Here is a 15,994-nt window from a genome sequence, read left to right as displayed (position 1 = left end):
AGTGCTTCCTCAATTAAACCAGGACGCCGGACTGGCGCAGGGCCTGTCGCAGCGGTTCGTGACAGGCTTCGCTGAGACGGGTGAGCGGCAGACGGATACCGTCCGGCATCATGCCCATTTCAGTCAGCGCCCACTTCACGGGAATAGGGTTGGATTCGATAAACAGTGTCTTGTTGAGCGGCATCAGCTTCTCGTGGATCGCACGCGCGGTCACGGCATCGCCAGCGATGGCGGCGGCGCACATTTCGCTCATGGCACGCGGGGCCACGTTGGCGGTCACGGAGATATTGCCTTTGCCACCCAGCAGGATCAGCTCGACAGCGGTGGCGTCATCGCCGGAATACAGCAGGAAATCACTGCTGACGCCCGCCAGGATGTCTTTGGCGCGCTGCAGGTCGCCGGTGGCTTCCTTGATACCGATGATGTTCGGCACGGTGGACAGGCGGATCACGGTCGCGGCCTGCATGTCGCAAGCGGTGCGGCCCGGCACGTTGTAGAGGATCTGCGGGATGTCGACAGCTTCGGCGATGGTGCGAAAGTGCTGGTACAAGCCTTCCTGGGTCGGCTTGTTGTAGTACGGGGTCACCAGCAGGCACGCATCGGCACCGGCTTTCTTGGCGTTTTTGGTCAGTTCGATCGCTTCACGCGTCGAGTTGGCGCCCGTACCGGCGATGACGGCAATGCGGCCCGCAACGCGCTTGACCACGAATTCGATGACCTGGATGTGTTCTTCCACGTCGAGGGTGGCCGACTCACCTGTGGTGCCGACCGCCACGATGGCGTTGGTGCCTTCTTGCAGGTGGAAGTCCACCAGTTTGCCTAGGCTGTCCCAGTCGAGATGACCTTGTGCATCCATGGGTGTGACCAGTGCCACCATACTGCCCGCAATCATGCAACCGCTCCTGCCGGAAAAAGAGAGCCGTAATGGTACTGGCGCCAAGATGCTTGCACAAGCGAAGTACCGCCTGAGGATGCCTTATGGCGCAACTAAACGACGGGCAATGCCATCATTGGGCCAAAGCATGGCATGAAGCAGGATGAAATAAGCTCGATCACGTAATGAAAACGCCACCTCCTATCCCTTGGCGGCGCTTTTCGCTACCCTTCATGCTTTGATCGATACAGCCCTCACAGTATCGACCGCTCATCGTTTTAGGAAGGCTGCATGTCCACCCCCACAGTTCGCGAACAATTCCTTGTTATCAGTGCCCTCGGCGCCAACCCCATGGAGCTGACCAACGTCCTGTGCCGCGCCAGCCATGAAAACCGCTGCGCTGTCGTGACCTCCCGCCTGACCCGCCACGGCGAGTGCAGCGCACTGGTGTTGCAGATCTCTGGCACCTGGGACGCTCTGGCGCGCCTGGAAACCGGCTTGCCCGGCCTGGCCAAGAAGCACGACTTCACTGTCAACGTGGTGCGCAGCGCCGCCCTCGAAAACCGCCCGCAGGCCCTGCCTTATGTAGCCTACGTCAGCTCGGCCTACCGCTCGGACATCGTCAATGAGCTGTGCCAGTTCTTTATCGACCATAACGTCGAGCTGGAGAACCTGACCTGCGACACCTACCAGGCCCCGCAAACCGGCGGCACCATGCTCAATGCCACGTTCACCGTGACCCTGCCGGCCGGCGTACAGATCAGCTGGCTGCGCGACCAGTTCCTGGACTTTGCCGACGCCCTGAACCTTGACGCCCTGATCGAACCTTGGCGCCCACAGAACCCAATGTAAGGAAGTACCCATGGCGGTTGTCATCGACCAACCTGTAGCGGATTTCGAAGCCCAAGCCACCAGCGGCCAAACTTTCAACCTTGCCGCCCTGAAGGGCAAGCAAGTGGTGATCTACTTCTACCCGAAGGACAGCACCCCGGGCTGCACCACCGAAGGCCAGGGCTTTCGTGATCAGTACGCCGCGTTCAAGGCCGCCAATACCGAAGTGTTTGGCGTGTCGCGCGACAGCGTGAAGTCCCACGAAAACTTCAAGGGCAAGCAGGAATTCCCCTTCGAGCTGATCAGCGACAAGGACGAAGCGGTTTGCCAGCTGTTCGATGTGATCAAGCTGAAGAAGCTGTACGGCAAGGAATACCTGGGCGTGGATCGCAGCACGTTCCTGATCGACAAGGAGGGTGTGTTGCGCCAGGAATGGCGTGGCGTGAAAGTGCCAGGGCATGTGGATGCAGTTTTAGCGGCGGCGCAGGCGCTGAACAAGGCCTGAAACGCTGACGGGCTTGGTGCGGTGAGCGGGCTCACCCCACCAAGCCCGCTCACCGCAAAGTCACAACAGTGGTGCGACTACCGGCTCTTGCCGCGGCCACGCATCCAGCACCGCCTTGAACAATGTTGCCAGGGGGATCGCAAAGAACACGCCCCAGAACCCCCACAGCCCGCCAAACAACAACACTGCACAAATAATCGCCACCGGGTGCAGGTTCACTGCTTCCGAGAACAGCAGCGGCACCAGCACGTTGCCATCCAGGGTCTGGATAATCCCGTACACCGCCATCAGGTAGATGAACTGATCACTCCAGCCCCACTGGAACAGTGCGATCAGCGTCACCGGCACCGTCACCACCACCGCGCCCACATACGGCACCACCACCGATACACCCACCAACAATGCCAGCAATGCCGCGTAGTTCAGGTCCAGGGCAATAAAGGCGATATAGGTCACGCCGCCGCAAATGATGATCTCAATCACCTTGCCACGGATGTAATTGGCGATCTGCCGGTTCATTTCCTCGGCCACCCGGGTGATCAACGCCCGTTCGCGCGGCAAATAGCCCCGCACCCAGCGACCGATCATGGCGCGGTCTTTGAGAAAGAAGAACACCAGAATCGGCACCAGCACCAGGTAGATCATGATGTTGACCAACAGCGGAAGACTGGACAGGGAAAAGGTCAGCGCCCACTGCCCGAACTTTCCGATCTCGCCACGCGCCACGTCGATGGCCTGCAACACCTGCTCATCCGACACCAGGTGCGGGTAGCGCTCCGGCAACAGCAGCAGCAACGATTGCCACTTGGCGAGCATGCCCGGCAACTCGTTGAACAACGTAATCAGTTGGTGCCACAACAACGGCAACACCACCACGATAAACAGCACCAGCACGCCCATGAACAAGGCAAACACCAACCCCACCGCCGCCCCGCCCGGCAGGCGCAGACGCTCAAGGGTGGTGACCAGGCCTTGCATCAAGTACGCCAGCACCATCCCCGCCAGTACCGGCGCCAGCATGCCGCCCAAGGTGAGCACGGCCGTAAAGGCCAGGAACAGCAACACCGCCAACACCACGGCCTCTTCATCGGAGAAGTAGCGCTGAATCCAGTCTCGTAACACTTTGAACATCAATCAACCTCGGGTGGTGGGAGCAAACGATTCAGGCCTTGCGCAACCAGTAACGGTACACACCGGCGGCGTCTTCTTCATGCAACAGGGTATGCCCGGCCAACTTGGCAAAAGTGCGGAAATCGCGCTGGGAGCCTGCATCGGTAGCGATCACCTTGAGCACTGCACCACTGGCCAGCCGATTGAGCTCCAGCTTTGCCTTGAGCAAAGGCAGCGGGCAATTGAGGCCGCTGGCATCGAGTTCGGCATCGAAGGCTACAGCGTCGGTCATGGTTTTACTCCGGGCAAGGGTTGGGCTGCTTAGAATATCTGGTCCGAAGCTCAGTGTCCGGCTACAGTAAGCTCTTTGTCGAAAGGCTTTGTGCATGACTTTTTTGCGCCCTACCCTGCTGACGCTGGCTTGCCTGCTGGCCTCCCCGGGCTTCGCTGACGACCTGCCGTCACTTGGCGACGCCAGTTCTGCCATTGTCTCGCCACAACAGGAATACCAATTGGGCCGCGCATGGCTGGCCTACCTGCGGGGCCAGGTCTCGCAGCTTAACGATCCGCAGCTCAAGGATTACGTCGAAACCAGCGTGTACAAGCTGGTAGAGACTAGCCAGGTGAATGACCGGCGCCTCGAGTTCATCCTGATCAACAGCCCGCAATTGAACGCCTTTGCGGCACCCGGCGGGATTGTCGGGGTCAACGGCGGCCTGTTCCTCAACGCTCAGACCGAAGGGGAATACGCTTCGGTACTGGCCCACGAATTGGCGCACTTGTCCCAGCGCCACTTCGCCCGTGGCGTGGAGGCGCAGCAGCGCATGCAGATCCCGATGATGGCCGCCTTGCTCGGCGGCATCATTGCCGCGGCGGCCGGCGCAGGCGACGCAGGCATTGCCGCGATTGCCGGCACCCAGGCAGCGGCGATCCAGGAACAACGACGCTTCTCACGCCAGAATGAACAGGAAGCCGACCGTATCGGCATCCTCAACCTGGAAAAAGCCGGCTACGACCCGCGCTCCATGCCGTCCATGTTCGAACGCCTGGGGCGCCAATACCGCTTTGATGCCAAACCGCCAGAATTCCTGCTTACGCACCCGGTGACCGAATCTCGAATCGCCGACACCCGCAACCGTGCCGAGCAAGCCAAGGCTGGCGGCAAGGAAGACAGCCTGCGCTATCAATTGATTCGCGCACGGGTGCAGTTGCAATACGAAGATACCTCAGGCCTCGCCGCCAAACGCTTCCAGGCACAACTCGACGAAAACCCGAAAAACGACGTCGCGCGCTACGGGCTGGCCATTGCGCAAATCAAAGGCTCGCAGTTCAAGCAAGCACGGGAGAACCTGACGGCACTGCTTGCCAAGGCGCCGAACGACATCACTTACAATCTGGCGCTGATCCAGTTGGAGATGGACAACAACCACCTGCCCGATGCCCAGCAGCGTACTGATCGAATGCTGACCCAGTATCCCGGCAACTACCCGCTGAACCAGATTCGGGTAGACCTGCTGCTCAAGCAAAACCGCACCGCCGAGGCGGAAAAGGCCTTGGACGGCCTGCTCAAATCCCGCCCTGATGATCCCGATGTCTGGTACCAGGTCGCCGAGACACGCGGCTTGTCCGGCAACATCATCGGCCTGCATCAAGCGCGTGCCGAGTACTTTGCCTTGGTCGGCGACTTCCAGCAGGCCATTCAGCAACTGGACTTTGCCAAGCGCCGTGCCGGCAGCAACTTCCCACTGTCGTCACGCATCGACGCTCGCCAGCGTGAGCTGATCGAACAAGAGCGCTTGGTGAAAGGGATGATGAGCTAAATCCATCGCCCACAAAAAAGCCCCGCCCTCGTTAAACGAAGGCGGGGCTTTTTGTTATGTCGCTAGCAGATTACTCGGCCAGCTTGAACGTAATGAAGCTGGCACGGCCCTGACGCAACACGCGCATCGATACCGAACGGTTCTTCGGCAGCGCCTTGGCGATGTCGGTGAACTGCTTGGTGCTGTCGATCGCCTGGTTGTTCAGGTGGGTGATGACATCCCCTGGCTGCAGGCCGATCAGCGATGCGGGGCCATCCTGCACTTCTTTGATAACTACGCCGCTTTTAAGGTCGAAGCTCTTCTTCTGCTCATCGGTCAGCTCAGCAACGGCGATACCCAAGCGATTGCTGCTGCGCTCGGCACCCGGTTTGGCGTTGCCCAGGGCATCCAGAGTGGCGCCTTCTTCCGGGATTGCGCCTACGGTCAGCTCAACGTTCTGGCGCTTGCCTTCGCGGATCACCTCCAGCTTGGCCTTGCTGCCCGCCTTCAGTGCACCCACCAGGTGCGGCAGGTCAGCCGACATGACGATAGGCTGGCCGTTCATGCTCAGGATCACATCGCCGACTTGCAAGCCACCTTTGGCCGCCGGGCCATCGTCTTGGATTTGCGCGACCAGGGCACCGGCCGGCTTGTCGAGGCCGAAGGATTCAGCCAGGTCTTTGTTCACTTCCTGAATAACAACGCCCAACCAGCCACGGCTGACTTTGCCACCGCTTTTCAGTTGGTTGGAAACGTCCATCGCCACATCGATTGGAATGGCGAACGACACACCCATAAAACCACCGGAGCGGGTGTAGATCTGCGAGTTGATCCCCACTACTTCGCCCGCCAGGTTGAACAGCGGGCCACCGGAGTTACCCGGGTTGATCGGCACGTCGGTCTGGATGAACGGTACGTAGTTTTCGTTAGGCAGGCTGCGGCCAATGGCACTGACGATACCTTGGGTCACGGTGTGGTCAAAGCCAAACGGCGAACCGATGGCAACAACCCACTGGCCGGCTTTCAAGTCTTGGGATTTACCCAACTTCAGGACGGGTAGATCTTTACCTTCGATCTTGAGCAAAGCCACATCGGAACGCGGATCAGTGCCCACCAGCTTGGCTTTCAATTCACTGCGATCGGCCAGGCGTACGAGAATCTCGTCGGCATCGGCAATCACGTGGTTGTTGGTCAGGATGTAGCCATCCGGCGAAATGATAAAGCCCGAGCCCAGTGACTGCGCTTCACGCTGGCCACCACCGCTACGAGGAGAGCGCTGTTGCGGCATGCCGCGCTCGAAGAACTCGCGCAGCATCGGCGGCAGGCCTTCGAGGTCTGGCATCTGCTGGTTGGAGACTTTGCGGTCCGGCAGTTTTTGCGTGGTACTGATGTTGACCACAGCCGGCGAGGCCTGCTCGACCAGTTGGGTAAAGTCAGGTAGATCGGCCGCTTGCGCAGGCAAGGCCTGGCCCAGCACCAACACCGTGGCGACTATGGATAGGTACGACTTCAAACGTGGTATCGACATACAGCTCCCGTTACGACGAGCAGGGTTGAGCGACAGGGTTCAAGAAACGCCGGAAACTGCCACCGACATCTTTGTTCCGCGAACAAGAGAAGGCCAGAGCTGACAAGCCCTGACCTTTAAAAAATCTATAAAAAACATGCGAGTTTTTTGCAAGTGAAAATACTGATCCGAACATTTCATGCTCACTATGAATCACAGGGCATGAAAGTAGCGTGAAAGGACGAGATGAACGCAGCATTAACAGCTCACGGCTTGGCGGCAGTCTTTTTTTTACCACGCACCGACAGTGCAATGCGCTCAGCAGTGCCGATGGGAATCTCGCCAACGACGGTGACCATCATTTCGCCATCCGCCGTATTCAAGCGGCGGGAAACAGCAACGGTGGGGCCCAATTGAGTACGGGTTTCCGTAACACTCGCATCACTGATTGGCTCAAGAAACACCGAGAAACGTGCCAGCCCATCTTCAAACATCAGACTGTCGACCGTCGCCTTGGTCTGGGTGTCTTTGTGAGCACTGTTGTTAGTCAATTGGAAACCCGGCGGCAGCCATTCCAGATGCCAAGACTCAGTAGACTCCACCTGCGGCGCATTGCTGTTAGCGACTGCGATAGGCGTGCATTCGCTGCTAGGCGCCAGATCGCGATCATCCGGCGCGACAGCAGTATTCAAGCGCGTGAATTGAAACCGCTCCAGCAACTGCGCCTGATCATTGAGCAACAGTGATTTAAGCGGCAGCGCGGTTTCACGGTCCAAATGCAGCTCAAATCCATAACGATACTGATCACGCGGCGTGATTGCGATAATCACCGCATTACGACCGGCCACGCGAGATTTGCCGATAACGGCCAGTTCATAAAATTGATTGAGTTTTTGCGGATCAAGCGCGCGTGAAGGAGCGTCACGGGAATTACCGATGCCGGCGACAAGGGTGCCGCTGACACATTGAGTACGACCATCTACACGCACAACTTCCTGAGCCGAGCCGTCGAGCTGCAAGAGCCGCTCGCGAACTTGACCATCCTGGACACGATGCCAGATGTCGTGGGTAGAAAAACTGCCGTTACGCTCGTAGACGAACGTACCTTGAAAGCTTTGCTGCTGCTCTGCACGCCCAAGTCGAGTCAGCCAATCTTGGGCCTCATCGGCGTGGGCGGGTAGTGCAAGCCAACTACTGAGCAAAAGCGTAAGGAGCGGTATGGCGCGCATAAAGCTCCTTACGAATCAGCGGTTTTCCAGGCTTGCGGCGCGAGCGTAAGGCAGAGCGCTTTCAGTGCCTTTCAGGGCCGATTCCTGTGCGTGTTGGCGCAAGTAGCCTGGAAGACGCTGGTCCTGCCAGCCGGATTGCCCTTGCAGCACACCGTTGGCCATTGGGCCGGTGGCGTCCGAGCTTTCCTTGTAGCCGGCCAATACCGCTGGGCCTTTGACTTGCGGGCCGGCCATGACCGGTTGCTGGGTCTGCTGGGCCAATTCGGCACCGGCGATTTCGTCCTGGTTGTACAGGCGAACACCGGCCAGCACGGCAACAGTCACCGAGGCAGCCACTGCCAGGCGACCCAGGCTACGCCATGGACCACGAGCAGCCTTAGCCGGAACGGCTTCATCAGCCAGTGCAGCAGAAACGGCCGCAGCAATATCCAGACGAGGGATTAGAAGATCCTTGTGCATCACCGCCCGAGCGACTTGGTAACGAGACCAGGTATCACGGGTTTCGGCATCATCAAATGCGTTGAGCACTCGACGAAGTTCCAGTTCATCCGCTTCGTTATCCATCACTGCGGACAGCGATTCCTGCAGGGCATCACGACTCATGGCGGTTCCTCTCTTGGCTGTCGCCGCTGTCTTTAGTTCTCTTGCAACAACGGTTGCAAGGCTTTATCGATGGCTTCCCGGGCCCGGAAAATCCGTGACCTTACAGTCCCCACCGGACACTGCATGACGCTCGCAATGTCTTCGTAACTCAGACCATCGAATTCACGTAAAGTTAACGCCGTACGTAAATCTTCTGGCAGTTGCTGAATTGTGCGATGAACGGTTCCTTCGATCTCGTCGCGCAGCAATGCTCGCTCCGGCGACTCGAGATCTTTGAGGCCGTGATCACCATCGTAAAACTCAGCATCTTCTGAACTTACATCGCTATCTGGTGGGCGGCGTCCGCGAGACACCAGATAGTTCTTCGCCGTGTTGATGGCGATACGGTATAGCCACGTGTAAAACGCACTATCACCGCGAAAGTTGCCTAGTGCACGGTAGGCCTTGATAAAGGCTTCCTGTGCAACGTCCTGCGCTTCATGGGTGTCGTGCACAAACCGCACGATCAACCCGAGAATTTTGTGCTGGTATTTCAGCACTAGCAGATCAAAAGCTCGCTTGTCGCCGCGTTGAACGCGCTCGACCAGCTGCTGATCCTCTTCCTGGGTTAGCATGAACACTCCTCGTTGTACTTGAAGGAGGCTTGCATAACTAAACGATCAGGCTTGCAAACATAGACTCGGTCTTTTCGCAAAAGTTCTCCCCCTTCAAGCAAGTTTCCGGCACGCACTGATTTGGCACACACGAAAAACGCAGCACGGGCAACGCCGGCTGCGCGAATAATCTTGTCGCCGGTTTTCTGACGCGTCCAATGCTCCCGACGGGCCAATAAACTCAACGTTTTCCCAGCTTTCGGGCAACCTGCTATTGAGTCGGGGCTTATGCAAAAAGTTCCCGCTTCAATAACTGGCTGATTTTACCCTAGCCGTGCACCGTAATCTCACATTGCCACGAATGCCCGGCTATTGTGCCGCTCAGCCCCTCTATATACTAGTGGCCCGTGTGACCCTTTGATTCGCCGATCCAGGCGTCCTGTTTGCGCCACCTCTTCGGATCGCTTTTTGCGGAATCCTTCAAATGAGCCAACAGTTTCAACACGATGTCCTGGTGATCGGTAGCGGCGCGGCCGGCTTGAGTCTTGCGCTGACCCTCCCTAGCCACCTGCGGATTGCGGTACTGAGCAAGGGCGACCTGGCCAACGGCTCGACATTTTGGGCCCAGGGCGGTGTCGCCGCGGTATTGGACGACACCGACACGGTGCAGTCCCATGTCGAAGACACCCTCAACGCTGGCGGCGGCCTGTGCAATGAAGAGGCGGTGCGCTTTACCGTCGAGCACAGTCGTGAGGCGATCCAGTGGTTGATCGACCAAGGCGTGCCGTTTACGCGCGACGAACACGCGGGCAATGACGACGGTGGTTTCGAATTCCACCTGACCCGCGAAGGCGGCCACAGCCATCGCCGTATCATCCACGCCGCCGACGCAACGGGCGCTGCGATCTTCAAGACTTTGCTAGAGCAAGCCCGCCAACGCCCCAACATTGAATTGCTGGAACAGCGAGTTGCCGTCGACCTGATCACCGAAAAACGCCTGGGCCTTGAAGGCGAGCGCTGCCTCGGTGCCTACGTACTCAACCGCGCCAGCGGTGAGGTGGACACCTACGGTGCACGCTTCACCATTCTCGCCTCGGGCGGCGCGGCCAAGGTCTACCTCTACACCAGCAACCCCGACGGTGCCTGCGGCGACGGCATCGCCATGGCCTGGCGCTCGGGCTGCCGGGTGGCCAACCTGGAATTCAACCAGTTCCACCCCACTTGCCTGTATCACCCCCAGGCCAAGAGCTTCCTGATCACCGAAGCCCTGCGCGGCGAAGGTGCGCACTTGAAACTGCCCAACGGCGAACGCTTTATGCAGCGCTTCGACCCACGTGCCGAACTGGCCCCACGGGACATCGTCGCCCGCGCCATCGACCACGAAATGAAGCGCCTGGGCATCGACTGCGTGTACCTGGACATCAGCCACAAGCCCGAAGCCTTTATCAAGACCCACTTCCCCACCGTCTACGAACGCTGCCTGGCATTCAATATCGACATCACCAAAGGCCCGATTCCGGTGGTGCCCGCCGCCCACTACACCTGCGGCGGCGTGATGGTCGATCAGCATGGGCGCACCGACGTGCCCGGCCTGTATGCAATTGGCGAAACCAGCTTTACCGGCTTGCACGGCGCCAACCGCATGGCCAGCAACTCGCTGCTCGAATGCTTTGTGTATGCGCGTTCGGCAGCAGAAGACATTCTCGACCAACTGCCGACCATCCCCGTGCCCGATGCCCTGCCCCGCTGGGATGCCAGCCAGGTTACCGATTCGGACGAAGACGTGATCATCGCCCACAACTGGGATGAGCTGCGGCGCTTCATGTGGGACTACGTGGGGATCGTGCGCACCACCAAGCGCCTGCAACGGGCCCAGCACCGGGTGCGTATGCTGTTGGATGAGATCGACGAGTTCTATAGCAACTACAAAGTCAGCCGCGACCTGATCGAGCTGCGCAACCTGGCCCAGGTAGCGGAGCTGATGATTCGCTCAGCCATGGAACGCAAAGAGAGCCGAGGCCTGCATTACACCCTCGACTACCCCGAGATGCTGCCCGAAGCCCGCGACACTATTCTGGTGCCAACCACCTACGGCGACTGAACTTCAAGCGTACCCGCAGGCGTCGATGCACATCGGCGACCTGCGAATCCGCTGGCACGCAAACAGAACGCACCCACCATTGGCCCGGTAACCGATAACGCAGCACCACAATAAGTGGCAATGCCACGCTATCGGGACGCAACTGCACAACGTGCCAACCCCGCTCGTCACTGAACAACTGCCAGCCATCCGCGTCACGGCGCAAGCCACGAATCGACGAACGGTGAGTCAACAATAGATGACGCGGCAAGGCCCAGACGGCATGCGTCAGACACAACAACACGCCAAGGCTTGAATAAGGCAGATCGAGAGACAACAGCGCGCCCAACGCGAACAACTGGGCGAGGAGATACGCCGCCAGCAACAGCCGTGAGGCCTGCCAGCGGCATTCGAAAGCGGGGTTACTTGGGCTGGACACGATCCAGGATCATCCGAACCATGCGTTGCAGCTCTGGGTCTTCAGATTCGGCGCGCTCCATGAACCAGCCGAACATGTCCTGGTCTTCGCAGGTCAGCAGCCTGACGTAGAGGTCGCGGTCCACCTGGTTGAGCGTTGCGTACACCTCTTTGGTGAAAGGCACCAACAACACATCCAACTCAAGCATGCCGCGACGGCTGTGCCAGTAGAGGCGATTGATTTCTACATCTTCGACCATGGAGCGCTCCTCAAATAGGCGGCAAGTATACAGGCCCGACGACAGTGGGACACTCGGCTTTGGTCGCCCCATACGGAAACTATCCATTTGCCGGGCGCCCCTCTATGATGCACCCATGACTTTTTGACCTGCGATGACCCATGGCTGACTCTGCTTTCTTCTGCCCCCTGTCCCACGAAGGCGTTCTCGCCGTCCGCGGCGCCGACGCTGCCAAGTTCCTGCAAGGGCAACTGACCTGCAACCTCAATTACCTGAGCGACACCCAGGCCAGTCTTGGCGCGCGCTGCACGCAAAAGGGGCGCATGCAATCGAGCTTTCGCATCCTGCTGCAAGGTGACGGCGTGTTGCTGGCAATGGCTACTGAACTGCTGGAGCCACAACTGGCAGACCTGAAGAAATACGCGGTCTTCTCCAAATCCAAGCTCACCGACGAAAGCGCCGCTTGGGTGCGTTTTGGCCTGGTGAACGCAGAACCGGCACTCGCCAAGCTCGGCCTTGAGCTACCGGCCGAGACCGACAGCGTCGCACGCACCGAAACCCTGATCGCTATCCGCGTATCCCCAGGCCGTGCCGAACTCTGGGTACCCGCCGAGCAAGCAGACGCTGTGCGCGGCCAATTGCAGCTCGACGAAAAACCGTTGAATGATTGGCTGCTGGGCCAGGTCCGCGCGGGTATCGGCCAGGTCATGGCGCAAACCCGCGAGCTGTTCATCCCGCAGATGCTTAACCTGCAAGCCGTGGGCGGCGTGAGTTTCAAGAAAGGTTGCTACACCGGCCAGGAAATCGTCGCGCGCATGCAGTACCTGGGCAAACTCAAGCGCCGCCTGTATCGCCTGAGCCTCAATTCGGCCGAGATGCCCGAGCCAGGCACCCCGCTGTTTTGCCCCAGCCATAACAGCGCGATCGGCGAAGTGGTGATTGCCGCAAAAGCTGACCAAGTGATTGAACTTCTGGCCGTGTTGCAAGCCGAAGCTGCCGATAGTGGCGATGTGCACTTAGGCACACTGGAAGGCCCCGGTCTGCAACTGCTTGACCTGCCCTACACACTCGACCGTGATCGAGAGATCCAGCGTTAGTCGCCGTACCCTTTTGCAACACCCTAGAGAGCATGAATGAACAAGCTGGCGGAAAAAGTCCAACAGGCTTTGGTTACGGCCATCGGCAACGATGACCTGGTTCTGCCGACTTTGCCGGAAGTGGCCCTGAACATTCGTCAGGCCGCTGAAGACCCGGAAATCAGCATCAGCCACTTGAGCAAAGTGATCGGTCGCGATACCGCGCTGTCGGCACGCCTGATCAAAGTGGTCAACAGCCCGCTGTTGCGCGCCACCCAGGAAGTCACCGACCTGCACACCGCTATCACTCGGCTGGGCACCAACTACAGCAGTAACCTGGCCATCGGCCTGGTGATGGAGCAAATCTTCCACGCCCGCTCCGATGCGGTGGATCAGAAGATGCGTGATGTATGGCGTCGCAGCCTGGAAGTGGCCGGTGTGAGTTATGTGCTGTGCCGCAGCCACAGTCAGCTCAAGCCAGACCAGGCAGCCCTGGGCGGCCTGGTGCATCAGATCGGCGTGCTGCCGATCCTCACGTACGCCGAAGACCACTACGAGTTGCTCTCCGACCCGGTCAGCCTCAACCATGTCATCGACAGCATCCACCCACTGCTGGGGGACAAATTGCTCAGCGGTTGGGACTTCCCGGAAATGCTGGCGAAACTGCCAGGCCAATACCTGAACCTGGAACGAGACTCTGCCAGCCTCGACTACATCGACCTGGTGCAAATCGCCGTACTGTATTGCCATCGCGGCACCGATCATCCGCTGGCGGACTTTCCGGTGTCTACCCTGCCGGCCCTCAAGAAGCTGCGGGTCGACCCTTACAGTGAAGCCCTGCGGGCCGAGCTGGATGAAGCGCGCTCGATGTTCTACTGATCAACCGGCGATAAAACTGACCCGCACCTTAAGCCCGGCGCGCTCGCCATCGTGCAGGCTGATCTGCGCCAGGTGCGCCCGGCAGATCTCACCCACAATCGCCAGACCCAAGCCAGACCCCATGCCCTGCTGGCTGCGGCGGTAGAAACGCTCGAACACCCGGTCGCGCTCATCCGAAGGAATGCCGGGGCCGTCATCCTCCACTTCCAGCACCGCTGGCGCCGTCACCCGCAGAATCACGTTGCCGCCCGGTGGCGTGTGGGCCAAGGCGTTGTCCACCAGGTTGCTCAATAACTCGTTCAACAGTGTCGGCTCGCCGCGCAGCCATACCGGTTCGTCAGCTTCCAACGCCAACGCAACGCCCCGTGCATGCGCCAGCGGTGCCATGGCCATGCCCAGTTCACGGGCCAATTGGCTCAGGTCCAACAGCTGCGCGCCACCCTCGGCAATCGCTCGGGCGCCGTTTTCGATGCGGGCCAGGGACAGCAATTGGTTGGCCAGATGGGTCAGACGATCAGTGCCTTGGGCGGCGGTTTCCAGGGTGCTGCGCCAGGTGTCTGGGGCGTCGCTGCGCAGGCCCAGTTCCAAGCGAGCCTTGAGCGCCGCAAGTGGAGTGCGCAACTCGTGGGCCGCGTCGGCAATAAACTGCGCCTGGCGCTCGAACTGGCCGCGCAGCCGTTCAGTGAAGTGATTGAGGGAGCGCACCAGCGGGCCGAACTCATGTTGCACTTCCACCAGCGGCAGTGGGCGCAGGTCATCCGGCTGGCGCTCTTCTACCGCCGTGCGCAGGCGCTCCAGCGGGCGCAACGCAGCACTCACGGCAAACCACACCAGCAACAAGGCCCCCACTGCGAGCATGCCCAGCCGCAGCAAGGTGTCGGCCATCAGGCTGCGGGCCATGCTCACGCGGGCTTCATCGGTTTCGGCCACGCGGATTTCGGCCATGCCATTCATATTCGGTTCAGAAACTGCTTTGAGCAGGCTCACCACCCGCACGGGCTGGCCCTGATAAACGGCGTCGTAAAAGCGTGCCAAGGCTGGATAATCATCGGTGCGCGGCGTACCGGGCGGCGGGCCGGGAAGGTTTTCGTAACCCGAAATCAACTTCTGATCGATGTCATTGACCTGGTAGTAAATACGCCCGGCGCTGTCGTAAGCGAAGGTGTCCAGGGCCACGTACGGCACGTTGGCGCTCAGGGTGCCGTCGACTTGGGTCAAGCCAGCGGCGATAGTGCGGGCAGACGCCAGCAGCGTGCGGTCGTAGGCCGTGTCGGCCGCCTCGCGACCGTTCCAGTAGGCACTCATGCCGCTGGCCAGCATCAGCAGCACCAGCAACAGCGCCAGGTTCCACAGCAGCCGCCAGCGCAGGCTGCTGGGCTTATGCATCGCGGGCTTCCAGCAGGTAGCCGAGGCCGCGGAAAGTCACGATGGCGATGGGCTGGCCGTCGAGTTTCTTGCGCAGGCGGTGCACGTAGATTTCGATGGCATCGGGGCTGGCTTCTTCGTCCAGGCCAAACACCTGGGAAGCGAGTTGCTCCTTGCTCATCACCCGGCCCGGGCGGGCGATCAGTGCCTCAAGCACCGCTTGCTCGCGGGAGGTCAACGTCATCAACTCGCCGCCAACCGTGAAGCGCCGCGTGTCGAGGTCATAAACAAGAACGCCGCAAGTTTGTTGGCGCTCGCCGCCCAACACACTGCGGCGCAATAGCGCTTTGACCCGTGCTTCTAACTCGGTCAACTCGAACGGTTTGGCCAGATAGTCGTCAGCACCGAGATTCAGGCCATGCACGCGGTCTTTCACATCGCTGCGCGCCGTCAGCATCAGCACCGGCAGATTTTTCCCACGAGCCCTCAAACGCGCAAGCACCTCGAAACCATCCATGCGCGGCAGCCCTACATCGAGGATCGCGGCGGCGTACTCCTCACTGCTCAAGGCCAGGTCCGCCGCCACGCCGTCGTGCAATACGTCGACGGTCAAACCCGTGCTCTTGAGCGCCTGGGCGACACTTTCGGCAAGCTGCAGATGGTCTTCAACCAGGAGGACACGCATGGATTTCTACCTCGTTCAGGAGTGGTCAACGCCACACTTTGCCGGGCAGTTTACAGGCGCGGCCTGCCCTGTGAAGCCCGAAAACATTGAAAGGCCGCTGAAAGGTTAGTGAAAGCTTCGCCCTTTAGCATCCAGACACGGTAGCTCATGCCTGCCCAGCGACCTGAGCCGTCGCGCCCGAAAAACGCCTCGAAGCGTTTTC

At 59.7% G+C, this 15,994-nt stretch carries 17 protein-coding genes; 6 read left to right on the top strand and 11 right to left on the bottom strand.

Annotated features, from left to right (window positions below; all coding sequences use genetic code 11):
* Positions 1-13 precede the first annotated feature (13 nt).
* Positions 14-892, bottom strand: a complete 879-nt coding sequence (gene dapA, locus ICY20_RS03650) for a 4-hydroxy-tetrahydrodipicolinate synthase (protein WP_124525838.1) — start codon at positions 890-892, stop codon at positions 14-16.
* A gap of 273 nt (positions 893-1,165) precedes the next feature.
* Between dapA and ICY20_RS03645 the strand changes: the two genes are divergently transcribed.
* Positions 1,166-1,726: a glycine cleavage system protein R gene (locus ICY20_RS03645; RefSeq protein WP_003172487.1), complete on the top strand. Its 561-nt coding sequence runs from the start codon at positions 1,166-1,168 to the stop codon at positions 1,724-1,726.
* Between the two features lie 10 nt (positions 1,727-1,736).
* Positions 1,737-2,210, top strand: coding sequence for a peroxiredoxin (locus tag ICY20_RS03640; RefSeq protein WP_159962154.1), 474 nt, complete (start codon positions 1,737-1,739; stop codon positions 2,208-2,210).
* 60 nt (positions 2,211-2,270) lie between these two features.
* Here the strand turns inward: ICY20_RS03640 and ICY20_RS03635 are convergent, their stop codons facing one another.
* A complete protein-coding gene (locus tag ICY20_RS03635; protein ID WP_159962155.1) occupies positions 2,271-3,341 on the bottom strand; it encodes an AI-2E family transporter in 1,071 nt (356 codons plus the stop codon).
* Positions 3,342-3,372: 31 nt separating this feature from the next.
* A complete protein-coding gene (locus ICY20_RS03630; protein ID WP_010212198.1) occupies positions 3,373-3,612 on the bottom strand; it encodes a sulfurtransferase TusA family protein in 240 nt (79 codons plus the stop codon).
* 94 nt (positions 3,613-3,706) lie between these two features.
* Here ICY20_RS03630 and ICY20_RS03625 point away from each other — a divergent pair, with 94 nt between their 5' ends.
* The gene (locus ICY20_RS03625) at positions 3,707-5,140 is read left to right on the top strand and encodes a M48 family metalloprotease (RefSeq protein ID WP_159962156.1); all 1,434 of its coding nucleotides are present in this window, start codon (positions 3,707-3,709) and stop codon (positions 5,138-5,140) included.
* Between the two features lie 70 nt (positions 5,141-5,210).
* Here ICY20_RS03625 and ICY20_RS03620 read toward each other — a convergent pair whose 3' ends face one another.
* From ICY20_RS03620 to rpoE, 4 genes are all read right to left on the bottom strand, one after another.
* Positions 5,211-6,647: a DegQ family serine endoprotease gene (locus tag ICY20_RS03620; RefSeq protein WP_159962157.1), complete on the bottom strand. Its 1,437-nt coding sequence runs from the start codon at positions 6,645-6,647 to the stop codon at positions 5,211-5,213.
* Between the two features lie 245 nt (positions 6,648-6,892).
* Positions 6,893-7,855, bottom strand: a complete 963-nt coding sequence (locus ICY20_RS03615) for a MucB/RseB C-terminal domain-containing protein (protein ID WP_194936946.1) — start codon at positions 7,853-7,855, stop codon at positions 6,893-6,895.
* A 15-nt stretch (positions 7,856-7,870) separates the two neighbouring features.
* On the bottom strand, positions 7,871-8,458 hold the full coding sequence (locus ICY20_RS03610; RefSeq protein ID WP_034096393.1) for a sigma-E factor negative regulatory protein: 588 nt from the start codon (positions 8,456-8,458) through the stop codon (positions 7,871-7,873).
* A gap of 32 nt (positions 8,459-8,490) precedes the next feature.
* A complete protein-coding gene (gene rpoE, locus ICY20_RS03605; RefSeq protein ID WP_003172477.1) occupies positions 8,491-9,072 on the bottom strand; it encodes an RNA polymerase sigma factor RpoE in 582 nt (193 codons plus the stop codon).
* A gap of 463 nt (positions 9,073-9,535) precedes the next feature.
* Here rpoE and nadB point away from each other — a divergent pair, with 463 nt between their 5' ends.
* Entirely contained in the window at positions 9,536-11,152 is a 1,617-nt protein-coding gene (gene nadB, locus ICY20_RS03600; RefSeq protein ID WP_194936945.1) for an L-aspartate oxidase, read from the top strand.
* Here the strand turns inward: nadB and ICY20_RS03595 are convergent.
* Positions 11,121-11,570 (bottom strand): protein YgfX, encoded by a 450-nt coding sequence (locus tag ICY20_RS03595; protein ID WP_194936944.1) that lies wholly within the window; start codon positions 11,568-11,570, stop codon positions 11,121-11,123. The genes nadB and ICY20_RS03595 overlap by 32 nt on opposite strands.
* Positions 11,554-11,808: an FAD assembly factor SdhE gene (locus tag ICY20_RS03590; protein WP_014717362.1), complete on the bottom strand. Its 255-nt coding sequence runs from the start codon at positions 11,806-11,808 to the stop codon at positions 11,554-11,556. Before ICY20_RS03590 ends, ICY20_RS03595 begins: the two co-directional genes overlap by 17 nt.
* A 140-nt stretch (positions 11,809-11,948) precedes the next feature.
* On the opposite strand from ICY20_RS03590, the gene ygfZ reads away from it, so the two are divergent.
* Complete coding sequence (gene ygfZ, locus ICY20_RS03585; RefSeq protein ID WP_159962161.1) at positions 11,949-12,884, top strand: CAF17-like 4Fe-4S cluster assembly/insertion protein YgfZ; 936 nt, start codon at positions 11,949-11,951, stop codon at positions 12,882-12,884.
* A gap of 36 nt (positions 12,885-12,920) precedes the next feature.
* Positions 12,921-13,742, top strand: coding sequence for an HDOD domain-containing protein (locus ICY20_RS03580; RefSeq protein WP_159962162.1), 822 nt, complete (start codon positions 12,921-12,923; stop codon positions 13,740-13,742).
* Here the strand turns inward: ICY20_RS03580 and ICY20_RS03575 are convergent, their stop codons facing one another.
* Positions 13,743-15,128: a sensor histidine kinase gene (locus tag ICY20_RS03575; protein ID WP_159962163.1), complete on the bottom strand. Its 1,386-nt coding sequence runs from the start codon at positions 15,126-15,128 to the stop codon at positions 13,743-13,745.
* Positions 15,121-15,792 carry a response regulator gene (locus ICY20_RS03570; protein ID WP_017736361.1) on the bottom strand — a complete coding sequence of 224 codons (672 nt, stop codon included), beginning with the start codon at positions 15,790-15,792 and terminating at the stop codon, positions 15,121-15,123. The genes ICY20_RS03575 and ICY20_RS03570 overlap by 8 nt, the downstream gene beginning before the upstream one ends.
* Positions 15,793-15,994: the final 202 nt, after the last annotated feature.

The sequence above is a fragment of the Pseudomonas pisciculturae genome (assembly GCF_015461805.1).
GTDB classification, from domain to species: Bacteria; Pseudomonadota; Gammaproteobacteria; order Pseudomonadales; family Pseudomonadaceae; genus Aquipseudomonas; species Aquipseudomonas pisciculturae.
Note: the sequence above shows the minus strand (reverse complement) of the source record. Positions and strands in the feature narration are given on the sequence as shown.

What these genes read in the sequence shown, in the direction of transcription:
- dapA (WP_124525838.1), bottom strand. Translation starts at nt 892, where the DNA reads ATGATTGCGGGCAGTATGGTGGCACTGGTCACACCCATGGATGCACAA.
- ICY20_RS03645 (WP_003172487.1), top strand. Translation starts at nt 1,166, where the DNA reads ATGTCCACCCCCACAGTTCGCGAACAATTCCTTGTTATCAGTGCCCTC.
- ICY20_RS03640 (WP_159962154.1), top strand. Translation starts at nt 1,737, where the DNA reads ATGGCGGTTGTCATCGACCAACCTGTAGCGGATTTCGAAGCCCAAGCC.
- ICY20_RS03635 (WP_159962155.1), bottom strand. Translation starts at nt 3,341, where the DNA reads ATGTTCAAAGTGTTACGAGACTGGATTCAGCGCTACTTCTCCGATGAA.
- ICY20_RS03630 (WP_010212198.1), bottom strand. Translation starts at nt 3,612, where the DNA reads ATGACCGACGCTGTAGCCTTCGATGCCGAACTCGATGCCAGCGGCCTC.
- ICY20_RS03625 (WP_159962156.1), top strand. Translation starts at nt 3,707, where the DNA reads ATGACTTTTTTGCGCCCTACCCTGCTGACGCTGGCTTGCCTGCTGGCC.
- ICY20_RS03620 (WP_159962157.1), bottom strand. Translation starts at nt 6,647, where the DNA reads ATGTCGATACCACGTTTGAAGTCGTACCTATCCATAGTCGCCACGGTG.
- ICY20_RS03615 (WP_194936946.1), bottom strand. Translation starts at nt 7,855, where the DNA reads ATGCGCGCCATACCGCTCCTTACGCTTTTGCTCAGTAGTTGGCTTGCA.
- ICY20_RS03610 (WP_034096393.1), bottom strand. Translation starts at nt 8,458, where the DNA reads ATGAGTCGTGATGCCCTGCAGGAATCGCTGTCCGCAGTGATGGATAAC.
- rpoE (WP_003172477.1), bottom strand. Translation starts at nt 9,072, where the DNA reads ATGCTAACCCAGGAAGAGGATCAGCAGCTGGTCGAGCGCGTTCAACGC.
- nadB (WP_194936945.1), top strand. Translation starts at nt 9,536, where the DNA reads ATGAGCCAACAGTTTCAACACGATGTCCTGGTGATCGGTAGCGGCGCG.
- ICY20_RS03590 (WP_014717362.1), bottom strand. Translation starts at nt 11,808, where the DNA reads ATGGTCGAAGATGTAGAAATCAATCGCCTCTACTGGCACAGCCGTCGC.
- ygfZ (WP_159962161.1), top strand. Translation starts at nt 11,949, where the DNA reads ATGGCTGACTCTGCTTTCTTCTGCCCCCTGTCCCACGAAGGCGTTCTC.
- ICY20_RS03580 (WP_159962162.1), top strand. Translation starts at nt 12,921, where the DNA reads ATGAACAAGCTGGCGGAAAAAGTCCAACAGGCTTTGGTTACGGCCATC.
- ICY20_RS03575 (WP_159962163.1), bottom strand. Translation starts at nt 15,128, where the DNA reads ATGCATAAGCCCAGCAGCCTGCGCTGGCGGCTGCTGTGGAACCTGGCG.
- ICY20_RS03570 (WP_017736361.1), bottom strand. Translation starts at nt 15,792, where the DNA reads ATGCGTGTCCTCCTGGTTGAAGACCATCTGCAGCTTGCCGAAAGTGTC.